The sequence below is a fragment of the Staphylococcus sp. GDY8P54P genome, from assembly GCF_017892645.1.
GTDB lineage: Bacteria > Bacillota > Bacilli > Staphylococcales > Staphylococcaceae > Staphylococcus > Staphylococcus ureilyticus.
This window is the reverse complement of the sequence record NZ_JAESLN010000037.1, coordinates 73,161-91,219: the sequence shown is the minus strand read 5'-3', so window position 1 is coordinate 91,219 and position 18,059 is coordinate 73,161. Positions and strand designations below refer to the sequence as shown.

17 protein-coding genes are annotated in these 18,059 nt (G+C 32.4%); 7 read left to right on the top strand and 10 right to left on the bottom strand.

Annotated elements, in window-relative coordinates:
- Positions 1-140 precede the first annotated feature (140 nt).
- Entirely contained in the window at positions 141-878 is a 738-nt protein-coding gene (locus KA883_RS12055) for a CHAP domain-containing protein (RefSeq protein WP_046208469.1), read from the top strand.
- Between the two features lie 606 nt (positions 879-1,484).
- Here the strand turns inward: KA883_RS12055 and KA883_RS12050 are convergent.
- The 3 genes from KA883_RS12050 to KA883_RS12040 all read right to left on the bottom strand — a co-directional run bounded on the left by KA883_RS12050 (position 1,485) and on the right by KA883_RS12040 (position 4,327).
- A complete protein-coding gene (locus tag KA883_RS12050) occupies positions 1,485-1,646 on the bottom strand; it encodes a hypothetical protein (protein WP_155390677.1) in 162 nt (53 codons plus the stop codon).
- A gap of 172 nt (positions 1,647-1,818) precedes the next feature.
- Positions 1,819-3,219 (bottom strand): Na+/H+ antiporter NhaC, encoded by a 1,401-nt coding sequence (gene nhaC / locus KA883_RS12045; protein WP_046208470.1) that lies wholly within the window; start codon positions 3,217-3,219, stop codon positions 1,819-1,821.
- Positions 3,220-3,256: 37 nt separating this feature from the next.
- Entirely contained in the window at positions 3,257-4,327 is a 1,071-nt protein-coding gene (locus tag KA883_RS12040) for an NAD/NADP-dependent octopine/nopaline dehydrogenase family protein (RefSeq protein ID WP_046208471.1), read from the bottom strand.
- 252 nt (positions 4,328-4,579) lie between these two features.
- Between KA883_RS12040 and KA883_RS12035 the strand changes: the two genes are divergently transcribed.
- The 5 genes from KA883_RS12035 (at position 4,580) to KA883_RS12015 (ending at position 8,470) form a co-directional block, all read left to right on the top strand.
- Positions 4,580-4,942 carry a DUF4870 domain-containing protein gene (locus KA883_RS12035; RefSeq protein WP_046208472.1) on the top strand — a complete coding sequence of 121 codons (363 nt, stop codon included), beginning with the start codon at positions 4,580-4,582 and terminating at the stop codon, positions 4,940-4,942.
- A 314-nt stretch (positions 4,943-5,256) separates the two neighbouring features.
- Complete coding sequence (locus KA883_RS12030) at positions 5,257-5,724, top strand: CHAP domain-containing protein (protein ID WP_046208473.1); 468 nt, start codon at positions 5,257-5,259, stop codon at positions 5,722-5,724.
- A 988-nt stretch (positions 5,725-6,712) separates the two neighbouring features.
- A complete protein-coding gene (locus KA883_RS12025; protein ID WP_046208474.1) occupies positions 6,713-7,033 on the top strand; it encodes a DMT family transporter in 321 nt (106 codons plus the stop codon).
- Entirely contained in the window at positions 7,033-7,350 is a 318-nt protein-coding gene (locus KA883_RS12020; protein ID WP_046208475.1) for a DMT family transporter, read from the top strand. The genes KA883_RS12025 and KA883_RS12020 overlap by 1 nt, the downstream gene beginning before the upstream one ends.
- Before the next feature lie 163 nt (positions 7,351-7,513).
- Positions 7,514-8,470: a 2-hydroxyacid dehydrogenase family protein gene (locus KA883_RS12015; protein ID WP_046208476.1), complete on the top strand. Its 957-nt coding sequence runs from the start codon at positions 7,514-7,516 to the stop codon at positions 8,468-8,470.
- A gap of 391 nt (positions 8,471-8,861) precedes the next feature.
- Here the strand turns inward: KA883_RS12015 and KA883_RS12010 are convergent, their stop codons facing one another.
- The 7 genes from KA883_RS12010 to KA883_RS11980 all read right to left on the bottom strand — a co-directional run bounded on the left by KA883_RS12010 (position 8,862) and on the right by KA883_RS11980 (position 16,875).
- Positions 8,862-9,986: an FAD-dependent monooxygenase gene (locus KA883_RS12010; RefSeq protein WP_046208477.1), complete on the bottom strand. Its 1,125-nt coding sequence runs from the start codon at positions 9,984-9,986 to the stop codon at positions 8,862-8,864.
- A 116-nt stretch (positions 9,987-10,102) separates the two neighbouring features.
- Positions 10,103-10,879, bottom strand: a complete 777-nt coding sequence (locus tag KA883_RS12005) for an N-acetylglucosaminidase (protein WP_046208478.1) — start codon at positions 10,877-10,879, stop codon at positions 10,103-10,105.
- Positions 10,880-10,905: 26 nt separating this feature from the next.
- On the bottom strand, positions 10,906-11,190 hold the full coding sequence (locus KA883_RS12000; RefSeq protein ID WP_071560236.1) for a hypothetical protein: 285 nt from the start codon (positions 11,188-11,190) through the stop codon (positions 10,906-10,908).
- A 123-nt stretch (positions 11,191-11,313) separates the two neighbouring features.
- The gene (locus KA883_RS11995; RefSeq protein WP_019468329.1) at positions 11,314-11,781 is read right to left on the bottom strand and encodes a helical membrane plugin domain-containing protein; all 468 of its coding nucleotides are present in this window, start codon (positions 11,779-11,781) and stop codon (positions 11,314-11,316) included.
- Positions 11,781-14,735, bottom strand: a complete 2,955-nt coding sequence (fdhF, locus tag KA883_RS11990; protein WP_046208479.1) for a formate dehydrogenase subunit alpha — start codon at positions 14,733-14,735, stop codon at positions 11,781-11,783. The genes KA883_RS11995 and fdhF overlap by 1 nt, the downstream gene beginning before the upstream one ends.
- A gap of 266 nt (positions 14,736-15,001) precedes the next feature.
- Positions 15,002-15,970, bottom strand: a complete 969-nt coding sequence (locus tag KA883_RS11985; protein ID WP_225792135.1) for an LCP family glycopolymer transferase — start codon at positions 15,968-15,970, stop codon at positions 15,002-15,004.
- A gap of 113 nt (positions 15,971-16,083) precedes the next feature.
- Positions 16,084-16,875, bottom strand: coding sequence for an inositol monophosphatase family protein (locus tag KA883_RS11980; protein WP_046208481.1), 792 nt, complete (start codon positions 16,873-16,875; stop codon positions 16,084-16,086).
- A gap of 473 nt (positions 16,876-17,348) precedes the next feature.
- Here KA883_RS11980 and KA883_RS11975 point away from each other — a divergent pair, with 473 nt between their 5' ends.
- On the top strand, positions 17,349-18,041 hold the full coding sequence (locus KA883_RS11975; RefSeq protein ID WP_046208482.1) for a helix-turn-helix transcriptional regulator: 693 nt from the start codon (positions 17,349-17,351) through the stop codon (positions 18,039-18,041).
- Positions 18,042-18,059: the final 18 nt, after the last annotated feature.

The window sequence follows — 18,059 nt, the reverse complement described above, 5'->3', positions numbered from 1 at the left end:
CATTGCACACAAACCGACCATTATCTGATAAAGTATTGCTTGTCGTTAAAAAACAACGAAAAAAATATTTTAAACTATTGTCATTTAGAGACTGAGATAATAAATTAAATGCTTTATCATTATTAGGAGGATATTTTACAATGAAAAAAATCGCTACAGCTACAATCGCTACTGCAGGAATCGCTACTTTCGCATTTGCACAAAACGAAGCAGATGCTGCTGAAAATAATAATGGTTATAACCCTAATGACCCAACTTCTTATAGCTATTCATATACAATAGATCAACAAGGTAATTACCACTACACTTGGCAAGGTAATTGGAATCCAAGCCAAGCAGACCAAGCTCATTCAAATAACAATGGCTATGCAAGTAATGGTCAAAGCAGTAATTATGGTTCTACATATGGTAACGCTACTCAATCATATACAGCTAATAATAATACAACTGGTGGCGGTGGAGCTGCTTCAAATTCAACTTCAGACCGTAACATCAAAGTAACTACAACAAGCGCGCCATCAAGTTCATCAAGTTCTATTTCTAGCACTTCAGGTTCTTCTAACAACCTATATACTTCTGGCCAATGTACTTATTATGTATTTGATAAAGTCGGTGGTAAAATCGGTTCAACTTGGGGTAACGCTAACAACTGGGCAAGCGCTGCAGCTGCTTCAGGTTACACAGTAAACAATTCACCTTCACAAGGTTCAATCTTACAATCTTCAACTGGTGCTATGGGACACGTAGCATATGTTGAAAGTGTAAACAGCGACGGTTCAATCCGTGTATCTGAAATGAACTATGGTCAAGGTCCTGGTGTTGTTACTTCACGTACAATTTCAGCTAGCCAAGCTTCAAGCTATAACTACATTCACTAAATGTTAGCACATAAAAATAGCTAGACATAATCAAGCAGCAATTTCTATTGAAACGATATAGAAATTGCTGCTTTTTTATTTCACTTTTAGATTTTAACTGGATAATATCACTTACAATTATTCTAGATATATTTAATTAGTATTGTTTTTTCTAATACATACCAATATTAGCGATTTGGCAAAGTGATACGGACTTAGAAGTTATATGAAATTTATATAGTGTGTATAATTACTAAGTTGGAAACCTGTATTTTATCACAATCCAGCTACATCAACGATCATCAACACATACGCTTTAAAATATAAAAAAACATACTAAGATTAGTTTTGAAGCAATCTTAGTATGTTTCATATCATCTTAGATGACTGGAACTTAGGTCACCATTTGGTACTTTTATCAATTCTAGTCATCTTTTATGTACACTTTTAAAGTGATAAATCTTCAATGATTCATCAGCTTATATCTAAAATTAGCAATATAATACTCACTTGTATCATTGTAAAAATAACATGACTACCATCATAGATTAATTTAATTTAGAGAATTAAAACCATTTAAATTATGGTTTATGCAAGTATAACTATACATATATCATTTGTGTATTGTTAACATAAATCGGCTTTATACTGTACCATCGCTACAATATACAATATAAAACCGACTATAAAATAGATAATAGAAGGATATTTAAAATCTTTACCTATATTGAAATATTGATGTATTCCTATAACATAAAGTAATATCGCTACAATAATTACTAAATTCAATACGGAACCACCTCATCCATAGTTTTGTTTAGCCGAATTAGCTATCTCATAAACATATTATTAATAATTCCACTTAAATCTATCTAAAAAAGTAGTAATATAAACAAGTTTGCAACTTGAATACATTACTACTTTTTTCTTAATTTATTATCACAATGATACTATGTTACTTTTATTCTTCGCTAACTTTAGCTTTCTTGATGCCAATACCACTAAATCCATAAAATATTGCAAAAAAGACACATAAATAACACGGCACTGCCCAAATAAAGAATTGATCGACAGAAACGCCTAATTGTTGGGTATAATAAATACCAGATGTTCCCCAAGGTATCAATGGTATAATCATTGTACCTGAATCTTCCAATGTTCTAGATAGATTTGAACGATCCAAGCCCATTTTATTATACATATCCATCATTAATACACCAACCATGATTATCACTACAGAAGCAACGCCTGCAGCTAACACCATCATTAATCCACCTACAACTGTAGCAAGAATTAAAGTCCCTACAGAATTAATATTACTAGATATTTTCTTCAAGATTACATCTAAACATCCTGCTTTTTCCACAATACCAGCAAAAGCATAGCCACAAAAGATTGTGACTACAATTTCTGTCATACTCATCATACCGCCCTGTTCTATTAAATTAATCGCTTTTTCGGATAATGAGCCATGTAAATTTGGTACCATACTTTTATTAAAACCATCAAATGTTGCTTTAAAGCCATCTGTCACTTTAAAACCATTATTAAATGCACCGATAACAATCGCACTGACACTAGAGATTAACATCGATGGCACTGTTGAAATTTTAAACAACAAGCATACAATAATAATGATTAACGGTAACCATACGAAAAAGTTAATGTTATAAATCGTTGATAGTTCCTTAAGCATCGCATTAACTTGTGAAGTATTCGCATTACCTTTAAATTGTAAACCGGCAAAATACCACACAATTAATCCGATGATAGACGCTGGAACCGTTGTCCATATCATCGCTCTTATATGCGAGAAGATATTCACCTTAGTAACTAGTGCTGCTAAATTAGTCGTGTCTGATAGTGGTGACATCTTATCACCAAAAACTGCACCTGCAATAATCGCACCTGCTGCCATACCAGCTGGAATATTTAATTGTGCACTTATCGCCATCAGCGCTATGCCTGCTGTAGATGCTGACCCCCACGCAGTACCAGTAGCAACTGATGTAATTGCACAAATAATAAATGCGGATACTAAAAACAGATTAGGATTTAAAAATTCTAAGCCATAATAAATCAGTGCAGGCACTGTTCCCGAATACATCCAAGTACCCACAATAATACCTACAGATAATATAATATATATCGCTGGCATAGCAGTCGCTAAACGATTAGTAATCCCTTCTTCTAAATCTTTCCATTTTAAACCTACGCGTCTCGCAATAATTGCAGCATAAGCTGAAGAAAGAATAAGTAATGCTTGAATTGGAATATCAAACACAACAAAACCAGTTATTACAATAATAATCATCACTATGATTGTTGAAATAGATTCTAAAAAAGTTGGTTGTCTTTTCATACACATTTCCCCTTATTTATATGAATGAATATTATAATTAGTACAATCCTAACTTATCTTTTCCTAACTCATCTATCGTTAATCCTTCTTCAAAGAAGTCACGTTCTAAAATTGTTGATGCAATAATGATAATCGCATCAATGTTAGGTGTTGGCACATCAATTTCTCTTCCTAAACTTGACCAAAGCACTAAACCATATGCAATATCTTCTGTTAAATAACGATTTTTTACATGATTAGGTCCTTTAATTTGAGAAAATACAGGACTCGTATTAAACAAACGATTGAGTGGTTCATCTTCATCTTGTCTTTCTAGATAACCACGTTCAATTCGAGCTTCTTTTGCAGAAGATAACTCAAATCCTAATTTTCGCCCTAGTGTTAGTCTCTCTAACTCTACTGCATGTAATAAACGCACAGTATGTTTTGTGATTCCCTCTTCATACAACGCAAATTCATCAGCATAATCTATTCTTCCTACATTTAATAATGTTGGTCCTGGATGAACTTCAGGATTACCATTTTCTAAATTTGTTTTCCATAAGCTTTCTTCTTTTACAATATGAGGATATAACTGCTCAATTGTATCAAAGCTATCACTTAACTCTTCTTTATCATATGTTGAAAAATGTACTTTTCTAACATTTAAAGATAAATCGACACGTGCTGCTTCAAAATCGACACGCGTACCATAAGTTAATGTATTTACTTCTGCAAACTTAGGCATTACATCAATATGCATATCTTCTAACACATTCATAAAACGTATTGATCCCATTGCAGCAGCAATATTAAAGAAAATTAACTGATTCGCTTTGATAAATGGCGCCATTGTGTGCGCATAATGTTCAATAAATGATGATGGTATCACAACTTGTATAACATCAGCACCTTCAAGCACGTATTCCATATCATCACTTATGTCAGTAAATTTTACGAAGGTTTCTTCACCTTCATTATTAAATGTAAATCCACCTTGTTCAATGGCTTTGTCAAATTTATCTATAGACTGATTTCTACAATATAACTTGACTTCATGTCCTTTATTAACCATATCAAGTGCTGCAGTAACAGCACCATTACCTGATCCTACAATAGCTAACTTCATAAACACCCTTCTTTCTTTAAACATTGAATTTTTTCGTATTAAACATTACTCTCATGTATAACCTATTAAGAAAAATGATAAACACTGGTATACAACCTATCTAATTTTCTCAATTTAAAGGTACTTAAGTGCATTTCTATATTTTAACAATATCGCCACTTTGTAAACAGGCTTTTTATAAAATTTTTCAAATAATGTACAACTCATTTTGGGTTTTGTTATAGTAATAGTAAATTAAAAGGAGGAATAATAATGACTGAAGATTACGCAAATCGTGAAGTATTAAATCAAGAACCTAATAGTGATGCAAGATTGATGGCTACATTAATTTATGTACTTAGTTTTTTCACTACATTTTTAGCGCCACTAGTCATTTGGCTTATTAAGCGTGAAGATTCTGCATTTGTTGATAGAGCTGGTAAAAACTATTTTAATTTTCTAATTTCATATGTTATCTGGCTAACCGTTTCAACTATTTTGATGTTTATTCTCATAGGCTTTATTTTATTTCCTATTTTCGCAATTTTAAATTTTATTTTTACAATAGTAGCAGCCGTAAAAGCATATAATGGCGAAGATTATTTACCTCCGTTATCTATTAGATTTTTCAAATAATTTATATCAAAATTTTGTGATTCTTTACACCTTCTGTAATATACAAATTTAGTATATGTGTTGATAATCGTGTTAAACCTTATACTTGTGCAATTTATACTATATTACAACAATATTTGCTTTTGTAACCTCACGTGTTGTTTATTACAACAATATGTGAGGTCTTTTTAATTGTTTTACAAATACGTAACATTCCACACAAAGTGATAATCTTCTGTTATTGTATAAATTGTCGTTGAAACTAACGAAGTAATTATAAAAATAAATTTTATTAAAATAATAGATGAATTAAATTTTGGGAGGACTTTTTTATTATGAAAAAAATAGTAACAGCAACAACATTAACAGCAGGTATCGGCGCAGCAATTGTAGGTTTAGATCACGGAAATGAAGCAAACGCAGCTGAACAATCTACTCAAGCTAACCAAAACACTACTCAAGCTACATCAGGATCAAGTGCAAACTTGTACACTGCTGGACAATGTACATGGTATGTATTTGATAAAACAGGTGGTCAAATCGGCTCTACATGGGGAAATGCAAATAATTGGGCATCTGCAGCATCTTCAGCAGGATATACAGTTAATAATTCTCCAGAAGCAGGTTCTATCTTACAATCTAGTGAAGGTAGCATGGGCCATGTAGCATATGTTGAAAATGTAAACAGTGATGGTTCGGTTAATGTTTCTGAAATGAACTATAATGGTGGACCATTCTCAGTAAGTGAACGTACAATTTCGGCTGGTGAAGCTAGTTCATATAACTATATTCACTTAAACTAATATTGTCATTAAGTCATCACGATTGGGAGTCATACAAAACATAAGTTCTTATACTTATTTCATGATTTTATGCGTATGATAAATACAGTTATTTATATTAAAAATGTCAATAACAATCTGTTTTTAATAACAAGTAGTAACTTATATAAGCGTCTGGGACATAAATCCCCATTCTTAAAATAAGAGGACCAATCCTTAATATGGATTGGTCCTCTTTATATTTAAAATTTTACGATTTTGACTGTGCGTAGTTGACTAGGGGGATTGTGCGAGCCTGTCGTCTCTCACTCATACGGATTCCCACGGGCGTTAGTACATAACAAAATCGATACAACTTATATTTTGTCATTCAAAAAATAAGATTTATACGTATCATTTAATAGCCACTATTAAATTAACGAGCGATATATGTATAAGATTATAACTTGACTCTACAAACACTACCAATGGAAACTTCAGGTCATTTTCTCACAAATGATATGCCACGACATATTAATGAATGAAATCGATAAAACAATCCCTGAAAATGTATTCGATGCATTTAAACATCTTGTGGTGCGATATCATACTAACAAGAGGTTAAAAATCACTATATATATGTACACATAATATCATTCTCTAGTCGTAAAATAGAAAAATTGCTTAATGATCGTAGCTGAATGATGTGACTCTCACAAAATCAACCGCCTTTTTATAAACCAATAAATCATTTTAGAGTAAATCCTAAAACAATTGTCCTATTATAATCATTATTTCTTTATATTAATGGTATTTAATAAAAGAAAAGTAGCGACTCAATGAGCTAAATATAACTAAAACCATATTTAAAAAGGCAATTTCTATATGATTTCAATAAAAATTGACTTTTCACTTGTCAAAGTACTGTATATACCAGACTCTTTTATATTGAATTAACGCTTACATATTGCAGCCTAATAAAAAGTTTGAGAAAATAGTAGCGTTTCATGTAAAAAGGAGGTTAAAGCAAATGCAGTGGTTTAAAGTTATCTTGGCAGGGATTATAGAAATATTATGGGTTACTGGGTTAAACTCTGCTGACTCATTTTTGAGTTGGACCGGTACGATTATTATCTTAATTTTGAGTTTCTATTTAGTCATTTCAGCTTGTAAGTCATTACCTGTTGGTACTGTTTATGCTGTATTTGTAGGTATTGGTGCTATTGGAACAGTACTGGTTGATATGATAATTTTCGGTGATCATTTTAACATTATGAAAATAGCATTAGTTATCTTACTTGTTATAGGAATTATCGGTCTTAAATTAACTACAGAGGAGGCTGAACAATAATGGCATGGATGATACTATTTATGGCAGGTTTATTAGAAGTTGTTGGTGTCATTATTCTAAATGAAATTGCTCGTACTAAAAAGAAACTGTTCGTAGTGCTTTTAGCAGTTGCCTTTATTTGTAGTTTTAGCACACTTAAACTAGCAATGACAATGGGTATACCTATGGGAACGGCTTATGCAGTATGGAGCGGTATAGGTACAGGTGGAGGCACGCTAGCTGGCATGCTTATCTATAATGAATCTAAAAATATCAAGCGTATTTTCTTTATTGTTGTCATTGTTTTAGCAATTGTTGGTTTAAAAATCGTTGGTTAACGTAACTTTTAAATTTAGTACAGTATCTACTAAAATAAAATGCTTATATAACGCTACAATGATAATCACAAGTGATATTTACTTTGTTTGAATTGAGAGCAATGTAAAAGTTTGTTTACTTATATGAAATTTACTATACTTTAAGTAAAGGAAGTGATTATATATGGTAAAAGTATTTATTGCAGGCCCAATACCAGAAGTAGGGTATAACTTGCTAAAAGAACAAGGTTATGAAGTTGATATGTATGAAGGTAAAGGAATTATTGATAAAGAAACATTGATTCAAGGTGTTAAAGATGCCGACGCTTTAATCAGTCTTCTATCTACTAATGTTGATAAAGATGTGATTGATGCAGGCTCAAACTTAAAAATCATCACAAACTATGGTGCTGGTTTCAATAATGTAGACATTAAACATGCACGTCAAAAGCAAATTGATGTAACCAATACACCAAAAGCATCAACAAACTCTACTGCCGAATTAACTTTCGCACTTGTATTGGCAGTTGCAAGACGCATCCCTGAAGGCGATAAATTATGTCGTACAACTGGATTTGACGGATGGGCACCATTATTCTTCCGTGGTAGAGAAGTTTCTGGTAAAACAATAGGTATTATTGGTTTAGGAGAAATTGGAAGTGCAGTGGCAAAACGTGCCAAAGCATTTGATATGAATGTACTATACACAGGTCCTCATCAAAAAGTTGATAAAGAACGTGAAATTGGTGCTAAATATGTTGATTTTGACACACTCATACAGCACTCAGATTTCATTACAATTAATGCTGCATATAATCCAGATTTACACCATCTCTTTGACACAGAACAATTCAAGTCAATGAAACCAACAAGTTATCTTATTAATGCAGCTCGAGGCCCTATCGTAAATGAAGCCTCTCTAGTAGAAGCATTAAAAAATAAAGACATCGAAGGTGCAGCATTAGATGTGTTTGAATTTGAACCTGAAATTAATGATGAACTGAAATCATTAGAGAATGTTGTCATTACGCCACACATTGGTAATGCTACGTTTGAATCACGTGATATGATGTCAAAAATTGTAGCAAATGACACAATAAGTAAACTTAATGGTGATGAACCTAAATTTGTCGTTAATTAATCATTGATAATTTAACAAAATAACAATGCAGCGACATCACTTATTTTTAACTCATGTTTAAACATCAATTTTTATTAAATCAAATATAAATTGCCCTATATCAATGGGATTAAAATAAAAACACTTTCGTAGAATTCATTTAAAATGAACAGTACGAAAGTGTTTTTTCTATTAGCAAAGTTGATGATTCAATAAAAATTTAAAATATTTTTATGTTAGCGGATCGTTCTAGCTGACATAATTGAATCACTGAAAATAACAAAATAGATTATTACCTTAGAAAAGTTATCTAATAATAGTACATTTTGATATTAAAAAGCGTGTAAATATAATTTTTCTGAATTACATTTACACGTTTTGTGATGTTGAGGCTTTGGCCAATGTATATGTTTTACTTTGCTTTCGACTTATAAATAAATTTTGTCTGATTTGAAAGTAATCGATCAGGTAAAATTTTAGCAATTTTATTTCTCGCTTTCACGACGAATTTATTTGTTCTTTGAGCAGTTTTTCCTATTTTTCTAGAACGTTTCACTATTTTTTTTGTATGTTTTACACGCAATTTATTATAGCGTTCTAAGGCTAAATCAAAATCATATGATTGCATACAATTCGCTAAAACAATAGCATCTTCCATCGCTTGGCCAGCACCTTGCCCCATGTTTGGCGTCATTGCATGTGCAGCATCACCTAGAAGTACAACACGTTGATAAACAAACGATTTCAATGGGTTTAAATCATACATATCATGTAATAATATATCTGTTTCACTTTGCTTATCTAATATTTGTCTGACTTCATTAGGAAAATGATTAAATCTTGCCTGTAAATGTGGCTTCGCAAAAGCATGAACCTTAGAATCATGGGCTTTGGCAGAAATTGAAATAAACCAATAAGCTTGGTTATTTAATAATGGTACAATGCCCACTCTACCTTTTGTAGACCAAAACTCTTTAGCAACATTGTTATCTTTTAAATCAATATCATCAACTAAGCCTCTGAATACTGCGTATCCTTGATAAATTGGCTTACTATTTGGCACTATTGCTTGCCTTATGTTTGAATGGATACCATCAGCGCTGATACATAAATCAAATGATTGTGAAGTTTGCTCGGAAAATTGTAAGGTTACTTTCAAATCCCCATTTTCAATTCCTGTCACATTATGATTGGTGAAAATTGCACTATCCGGTACATATGATTTAATCACTTCTAATAAACTTTGACGTGACATCGTTAAATTAACTGTATTTTTTTTCAACTTAAGTTTTGATAATAGTTTGTCTTTATCATCTCGAACTTCCATCATATCGATGACTTGTCCAATGTTTTTAAGTCCTTTTGCCAAATCATGACCATTCAATTTCTCAATGACATTACCACCAATGCCAATACCAGCACCTAATTCAGATACTGTATCCTCTTTTTCAAATACACTTACATCATGACCTTGCTCTATTAATAAAGCTGCTGCAGTTAAACCACCTATACCTGCACCAACGATGGCTATTTTCATCTTTATTCACTCCAACTTTCCCTAATCTTTTAATATTATATTCACATTTGTATCATAACATAACAAAACTTAAATAAAGCTTATAAAAATTGCGATTGCAATACTCTATAATCCAACTACAAGTAATAATCTTTGTTAATGTCATCTTTTTTAATGCCTAAATTTTTATAAAAATGTTTCATAAACCAAGCGATATTATCATCCCAATCCACATCGCTTGCATATTGATGTTCACCTGGTGTCTTAGGATTCCATCTCATTTGATAAAGTGAGATTTGTTTATTATCAAAGTAATTTTTTCTTACAAATTTGGCCCCACCCATAATTGCTTTTTCAGGTGATGTCCACGATTGTTTCTTTGCAAAACTACTACCAGTATGTACAGCATTTTCATCAAATGCACCTATACCAAAAAAATTATAATACCTTTCACCTTTATCTTTAATGCCTTTAGCTAATTCCGATTTACCATTACCTGTTTCAACTAAGGCATGACTCACTAAATATAAAACATTAACCTCATACTTATCTTGTGCTTCTAGAAAAGTTTTACCTTTCCCTTTTAATACACCTTTATTTTTTAAAATTTTATTTATTTCAGCTTCAGACATAGATACCTTTTCAGAAATATCCATATGGTTTAAATCATCTTGATCACTATTAACCTCCATTGCTTTTTTCACATCTGCAGTAGAAGCTTTAATGAATTTACCTTCCTGTTCTTTCATATTTAATGCGTCTGAACTTACTTGCTTATCTACCGCTTCATTAAAGGTATGTGTTCTTTGTTTTTCAAATAAAGATGTTTCATTTATTATTAATAAAATAGCAAATATAACAATAATTAATATTAATAATATCAACGGTATACGTTGCTTAACACGCTCGTTCATATTTTAAAATCTCCCTGCATTGCATTTTATTGAGTCAATGTGAAATAGGCAAAAATAATCGCAATAAGTACAATTATAAAGGAAACATTAATTGCAATACGCATGCCTTTTCGATTTCTAAACAATGTGTTGAAAATCACTAAGCTAATTGCCAATGAAACAACAAACATTGTAATCGCCATCGCAATATTTAAAGTGATTAAAAATATAATACCAATGACTAAAAATACATTTGAAATAATAGCCATGATTTTAATTAATTTCGGATTGATAAGACTCCACTCCTTGTAATCATATTCTAAGTAAATCATTCTGTTTATTGAAATTGTATCATATTTACTTAATTTTCAATATGTCATTTATCATAGCAAAAAGCCCTCATGTGAATAAAAATTCACAATAAGGGCTTTTTTCATCAATATATACACTTCATTTTATGATCTAGACATGCCTCTGAGCATATTTAACATATAAGTTAAACTACGATTCATTTCGTCATCTCTCAGTACACTCATTAAGCCAGTGATAGATGTTTTTTGGTTTGGACTAGCTTGATTTGCAACACTTAATCCTTTATTTACTTTATTTAACATAATGCTCAAGTCATTGACATTCAAATCACCTAAAAGGAAAACAAGTGATGCCATATTTGTAATCAATCCTGTGTATTGTTCTTTGTTTAATTCAACTGCGAATTTATTAGCGATAACACCTCGACTATTGACCATACCTGATACTGCATCTAGTATCTTAGCATCGTCCAACGTGCTAATAATGTTAATAGCTTTCATGATACTATCTTTATTTGCTGCAATTGCATCTGTTACTTCTGCTAAACTTTCTTGTTTGATTTGTTCTTCAGACTTTTGCATGCGCTTAATTTTCGTTATTCTCTCAGCCATTATTTATTCACCTGACTTCCTGGGAAAGTGTAATCATCACGTTTCCATTTGCCTTCAACACGTACGCTATATTGTGGTTGTCTTTGTTTATCTACTCGGAAGTTTGTAGGGTTTAATGGTGATTTTCCTCTACGTGTTTTAACTTCCATACGACAACTTGTACGCTTATAAGAAGGTGTGTCTGTATCTTTATCCACATCACTGTTCGTCAATAAGTTAATCGCACCTTGATCACCATTTATCATTGCATTGTTATTAAGTGGAATATAAATTTCTTTGCCTTTTACTCTATCAGTGACATGTGCAATTAGTTCAGCTTCACCACTATCTGAAATCAACTTAACTTCTGCCCCTTCATGAATATCTCTTTCTTGTGCTAGTTCTGGAGATACTTCTACGAATGGTTGAGGGACTTTATATGCAAGACCTGGTACTTTATAAGTCATGTTTCCTTCATGGAAATGCTCTAATAAACGACCGTTATTTACATGTAAATCATATTTTTCATTCACTTTAAAGAAATTATCGAAAGTTAAAGGATAGAAATTCGCTTTACCATCTTCAAAGTTAAATCCATCTAAATACAATGTTGGTTGATCCGTGCCATCTTCAGCCACAGGCCATTGTAAACTATTGTAACCATCTAATCTGTCATAGTTCACGCCCGAATATGATGGTGTCAGTTTAGCAATTTCGTCCATAATTTGACTTGGGTGCGTGTAATTCCAATCATAACCTAGTGTTCTAGCTACATCTTGAATAATGACCCAATCTGGTTTAGATTCGCCTTTAGGTTCAAGGGCTTGATATAAACGTTGGATACGGCGTTCAGTATTCGTAAATGTACCTGTTTTCTCTAGTGAAGGACATGCTGGTAAAACTACATCTGCATATGAAGCAGTGAAAGTGAAAAACTCATCTTGTACGACTAAAAAACCAACTTTTTCTAGTGCAGCTTGTACATAGTTGATATTTGAATCAACAATACCTGTATCTTCACCATATAAATACAATGCGTCAATTTCACCTGCGTGAATACCTTCCATCATTTGGTGATTATCTTTACCAGGAACACTCGGTAATGTTTCACCATATTCTCTTTCAAATTTTGCACGAATTTCATCGTCTGCTACTTTTTGGTAACCAGGGAATTGATCAGGCATGCTACCCATGTCACTACATCCTTGTACGTTGTTGTGACCACGAAGCGGATATGCACCAGTACCTGGTTTTCTATAATTGCCTGTTGCTAATAATAAGTTAGAAATTGCTGTAGACGTGTCACTACCAATATCTTGTTGTGTGACACCCATAGCCCACGCAATTGACACTGTTTCAGCATTAACCATTTGATGTGCAAAATCTATGAGTGCTTCTTTTGAAATACCTGTTGTATCTTCGGCAAATTCCATCGTAAATGGTGCTAAAGACTTATGATATTCATCGAAGCCATTTACCCATTCATCTACAAATGCTTTATCATGCAAGTCATTATCTATAATATATTTTGTCACCGCTGATAACCAAACTAAGTCAGTACCAGGTTTAGGTTGATAGAAGTTGTCAGCTCTTTCTGCCATTTCATGTTTACGAATATCAAAAACATTTAATGTGTTGTTATATAATTTATGTCCACGCTTAATGCGAGAAGCAATGACTGGATGTGCTTCAGCAGTATTTGTGCCTATTAAAACAACCATATCAGCAATTTCAAGATCGTTGATTGAACCTGAATCACCACCATGACCTACAGTTCTAAATAATCCCTTTGTCGCAGGTGCTTGACAGTAACGAGAACAGTTATCGACATTATTCGTACCAATTACTTGTCTCGCAAGCTTTTGCATTAAATATGATTCTTCATTAGTTGCTTTTGAAGAAGAAATAAATGCTAGACCATCAGATCCGTGAGAAGCTTTTACTTTGTTAAAGTTTTCAGAAATTACTTGTAATGCTTCATCCCACTCTACTTCTTCGAATTGATTATTTTTACGTACTAATGGTTTAGTTAATCTTTCCTCTGAATCAATGTAATCCCAACCAAACTTACCTTTCACACAAGTTGCAATTTTGTTGGCTGGAGATTCGTGTTGAGGTTGAACTTTCAATACTTCTCTTCCTTTTGTCCATACGTCAAAGGAACAACCAACACCGCAATATGTACATACAGTCTTAGTTTTTTCGATGCGTTCTTCACGCATCGCCGCTTCAGAATCAGATACTGCAAATAGTGGGCCATAGCCTGGTTCTGCTTTTTTAGTTAAGTCAATCATCGCAGCAAGTGAACCTGGCTCTAAATCTGTCATATAGCCTGCGTTTCCTTCCATGTTTACTTCTAACATAGCGTTACAAGGACATACAGTTGCACATTGACCACAACCAACACATGATGAATCGTTAATTGTTGTATCATTATCCCAAATCACGCGTGGTTGTTGACGTTCCCAATCAATCGTTAAAGTTTCATTGACTTGGACGTCTTGACACACTTCCACACATCTTCCACAAAGAATACATTGGTCTGGGTCGTAACGATAGAAAGGTCCATAGTCTTTTTCATATGGTTTTTCCTTATATTCATATGTTTGATGTTCGAGACCCCACTGATCCATTGTATTATGAATCTCACAATCACCATTGTTATAATCACATACTGTACAATAAAGCATGTGTTTTTCTAAAATACGATCTAATGCTTCTTTTTGACTTGTTTGTACATTATCATTTTGTGTATTTACAATCATTGGTCTATCTATCGTCGTACTACAAGCACGTTGCATCACACCGTCTATTTCTACTGTACACGTATCACAAGTTTCAATTGGACCAAGCGATTCGTTATAACATATAGAAGGTACAAACGTATCTTGTGATTTAATAAATTGTAGTAAATTTGTGCCGGGTTCCACAAGATAATCTTTGCCATCTAATGTAATAATTAAATGTTCTTGCATATTATTCACCCCTATTAATTTTATAAAGCCCGTGTTTATGAATCAAAGATGTCTGACAACATTCCATCTTAAAAGCCCCACACTTTTTGGTAATGTTATTTATATTGTATATGTAAATCAATAAAATGTTAAGGCTTTCCACTGATTTTTAACTGTTTAATATAAGTTTTAATTTATAGTGTTAAATATTCTCTCTGAAAATTATTATTTTAGTGACAAAAATAAAATACACGCAACCAATACAGTGGTTGCGTGTATTTATTAAATTAGATACCTAAATTATCTTTTATATCGCTTTCTATTTCAGATAATGAACTTTGGCTAGGTACAAAATAATATAGACCATCATCTTGTATGCCACCTTGACCTTCTAATTGATGGCGGTGAACATTATCATTTGCATCTTTATAATTACCTCTAACTTTGTTCAACTCACCTAAAGTCAAATCAGTTTTTACATTATCTTCAACGTGATTCATCAACGAGTTAAAATGCGTTACTGAACTGATACTTGTCAATTTGTTGGCAAGACCTTGTATAACTAATTGTTGACGTTCTTGTCTTCCAAAGTCGCCACCAGCACCTTCTTCTTTACGACTTCTTATAAACGCCATTGCTTCTTTTCCATCCATTCGAGACTTTTGTCCTTCATTAAATTGGAATCCATCATATGAGAAGGTAGCGTTACTAGTGACATCAATACCTCCAACAGTATCTATCATATCTTTCATTCCATCCATGTCTATCGTTGCATAGTGATCTATCGGCACATTCAATAGTTTTTCTACTGATTTCACTGCCATGTCAGGACCACCATACGCGTATGCATGATTTATTTTTTCAGTTGTACCTTTACCTACGATATCTGCTTGAGTATCTCTAGGTATACTCACAATTTCAGTAGATTTCTTCTCTGGGTTGATAGACAATACCATAATCGTATCACTACGCTGTCCTCCGCCATTAGCAGCTCTTTTGGCATCTGAATCTACACCAAATAAAGCAATCGTAAATGGATCTCCATTATTAAGGTTGGCTTCTTTTTCCCTCAAAGATGACTTATCCCTATCCAATGGATTATGTATTGCACCACCGACAGAAAATATTTTAAAACCTAAATACACAACGGCTAAAATTGCTAAAATTAACAATAAACCCAAAAACCACAAAAATACTTTTGCGGGCAACCCCATTTTCTTTTTATTATATTCGTTAGAACGATTCACCTTTTTCATTCTCCATTCTATATTCGATTTTCTATTTCAATTAATTATAGATTATATAGTAAAATTATTTAATGAACATGGTGCTTAAGACCTATTGTTAAATAATTAATATTTTAAAATAATTATTTTTGATACCCAGATCCTGAATTTAGAATCGTCAACATTTCTTTATGACAAGCTTTGTTACTTATAATAAATGGCCCCGCTTTCGCAAAATCTATAGTTGAATTATTTAACGTCGTCATTGTCAATCCCAATTCTTCAGCGAATAAAAACTGTGCAGCGATATCCCATGGTTTAGGATTTGTATTTACATGTGCGCCAAATTGTCCTAAAATTACGCGCACAGAATCTAAGCCACATGAACCAATGAAACGATATCCAAATGAAGCATCATTTAAATCATGAATCGTATCATCATTCATTACCAAAGTATTAAATGAAATAATCGCGTCTTCTAATTTTAGATCTTCTGGCTGTTGCAATAATTTACCATTCATATATGCGCCTTGGCCCTTGATAGCTTTATAAAGCTTGCCGTGTGGATAATCATAAATGTATGACAACGTAGGTTCACCATCCACAAAGTAGCCTAATATAATGCAATAATCTTCCTGTTGCTTAACTAAATTTGTAGTACCATCAATCGGATCCATGACCCATACATGACCCTTTTTTGCTTGAATACCTTCATTCGATTTTTCTTCCGCAAAAAGTTGGTGATTTGGAAAATGTTGCTGTAAAAATTGCTCAAAATTTTGTTGAATAGATTTATCTACATTAGTCACTAAATCAAATCGATTTTTTTTCGTTGAAGTAACCATTTGTTTTATTAATTGTGGGATAATATCATCTAATGTTGTTAACCAATCTCTAACTAAATTATCTATATCTAATAATGTTTCTTTATTCATTTGCGACCTCCTCTTTAAGCGAATCACTAAATTTTTTCATTTTAATTATTTCATATGTATAATTTGTTTTATTTTATCATATAAATATAATTACGGTAACAAACTATTCGATTCACTATCGTCCGATAAATGATTTCATTATTCTATACCGATAAGTATGATATTCAATAAAATGATAAGAGGCTGAGACAATTTAATTGCCCCAGCCTCTTATAGAAAGGAAAGTAAGTAATAAATATTGAAGATGTTTGCTTAGTAACTCGTACGAAAAAGATGTTAACAAAACTATATGTAATAGCCTACCCCTTTGTCATCTTTTCGCTACCCCCTTGTTACTAATTATTATACTAACATAAACAACTAAAAAATGTAAGCGTTTTCTATAACTTTTTTTAAAACTTTATAAATGTCGTCATTGTCACTTTTATGCTATAATGAATGTAATATGTAATCATTTGGGAGGTGACTTTCTAATGAATAAACGCGAAAGGCAAAATAAATTGGTACAAGCCATACAACAAAATAAGCAAATTACCGCTTCAGAACTCGCGACAGACTTAAATGTATCGAAACGTACAATTTTAAGAGATATTCAAGATTTAGAAGATCAGGGAGTAAAAATTCTAGCAAAACATGGAAAATTAGGTGGTTATCAACTCCAAGAGACGCCAAATAGTTATGAGCTCGAATTAACTGATAAACAACTCACCGCTTTATTCTTAGTATTGAATGAAAGTCAATCATATACTACACTTCCATATAAAGAAGAGATAAACGCAATTATTAAAAAATGTTTAAATTTACCTTATACGAAAATGAGACGGGCGCTTAAAAAGCTAGACCGATATATTAAATTCAATCAACAAACACATGTTGACTTGCCGCCCATTTTTTCAGAAGTCTTAATCTATTGTACCGAAAGAAATGTGATGGCTATGGAGTATAATAAAAATAATGAGATTATGACTGAAAATGTAATTTTTATAGGCTTATTATGTACAGACGGATTATGGAAAGCAGTTATTTTTGAAATTGGTCTCGGTAAAACTAATGAAATACCTATTGTTGATATCCATGATATTTCATATTCATTTGAGAAAAAAATAAAAACACAAGATATTACTATCAATAACTATCAACAATTTTTAAATCCCACTGAGTCCTAAAAAAACTCAGTGGGATTT

Excerpts from the sequence above, each read along its gene's own strand:
- KA883_RS12055 (WP_046208469.1), top strand. The coding sequence starts at position 141 with ATGAAAAAAATCGCTACAGCTACAATCGCTACTGCAGGAATCGCTACT.
- nhaC (WP_046208470.1), bottom strand. The coding sequence starts at position 3,219 with ATGAAAAGACAACCAACTTTTTTAGAATCTATTTCAACAATCATAGTG.
- KA883_RS12040 (WP_046208471.1), bottom strand. The coding sequence starts at position 4,327 with ATGAAGTTAGCTATTGTAGGATCAGGTAATGGTGCTGTTACTGCAGCA.
- KA883_RS12035 (WP_046208472.1), top strand. The coding sequence starts at position 4,580 with ATGACTGAAGATTACGCAAATCGTGAAGTATTAAATCAAGAACCTAAT.
- KA883_RS12030 (WP_046208473.1), top strand. The coding sequence starts at position 5,257 with ATGAAAAAAATAGTAACAGCAACAACATTAACAGCAGGTATCGGCGCA.
- KA883_RS12025 (WP_046208474.1), top strand. The coding sequence starts at position 6,713 with ATGCAGTGGTTTAAAGTTATCTTGGCAGGGATTATAGAAATATTATGG.
- KA883_RS12020 (WP_046208475.1), top strand. The coding sequence starts at position 7,033 with ATGGCATGGATGATACTATTTATGGCAGGTTTATTAGAAGTTGTTGGT.
- KA883_RS12015 (WP_046208476.1), top strand. The coding sequence starts at position 7,514 with ATGGTAAAAGTATTTATTGCAGGCCCAATACCAGAAGTAGGGTATAAC.
- KA883_RS12010 (WP_046208477.1), bottom strand. The coding sequence starts at position 9,986 with ATGAAAATAGCCATCGTTGGTGCAGGTATAGGTGGTTTAACTGCAGCA.
- KA883_RS12005 (WP_046208478.1), bottom strand. The coding sequence starts at position 10,879 with ATGAACGAGCGTGTTAAGCAACGTATACCGTTGATATTATTAATATTA.
- KA883_RS12000 (WP_071560236.1), bottom strand. The coding sequence starts at position 11,190 with ATGATTTACTTAGAATATGATTACAAGGAGTGGAGTCTTATCAATCCG.
- KA883_RS11995 (WP_019468329.1), bottom strand. The coding sequence starts at position 11,781 with ATGGCTGAGAGAATAACGAAAATTAAGCGCATGCAAAAGTCTGAAGAA.
- fdhF (WP_046208479.1), bottom strand. The coding sequence starts at position 14,735 with ATGCAAGAACATTTAATTATTACATTAGATGGCAAAGATTATCTTGTG.
- KA883_RS11985 (WP_225792135.1), bottom strand. The coding sequence starts at position 15,970 with ATGAAAAAGGTGAATCGTTCTAACGAATATAATAAAAAGAAAATGGGG.
- KA883_RS11980 (WP_046208481.1), bottom strand. The coding sequence starts at position 16,875 with ATGAATAAAGAAACATTATTAGATATAGATAATTTAGTTAGAGATTGG.
- KA883_RS11975 (WP_046208482.1), top strand. The coding sequence starts at position 17,349 with ATGAATAAACGCGAAAGGCAAAATAAATTGGTACAAGCCATACAACAA.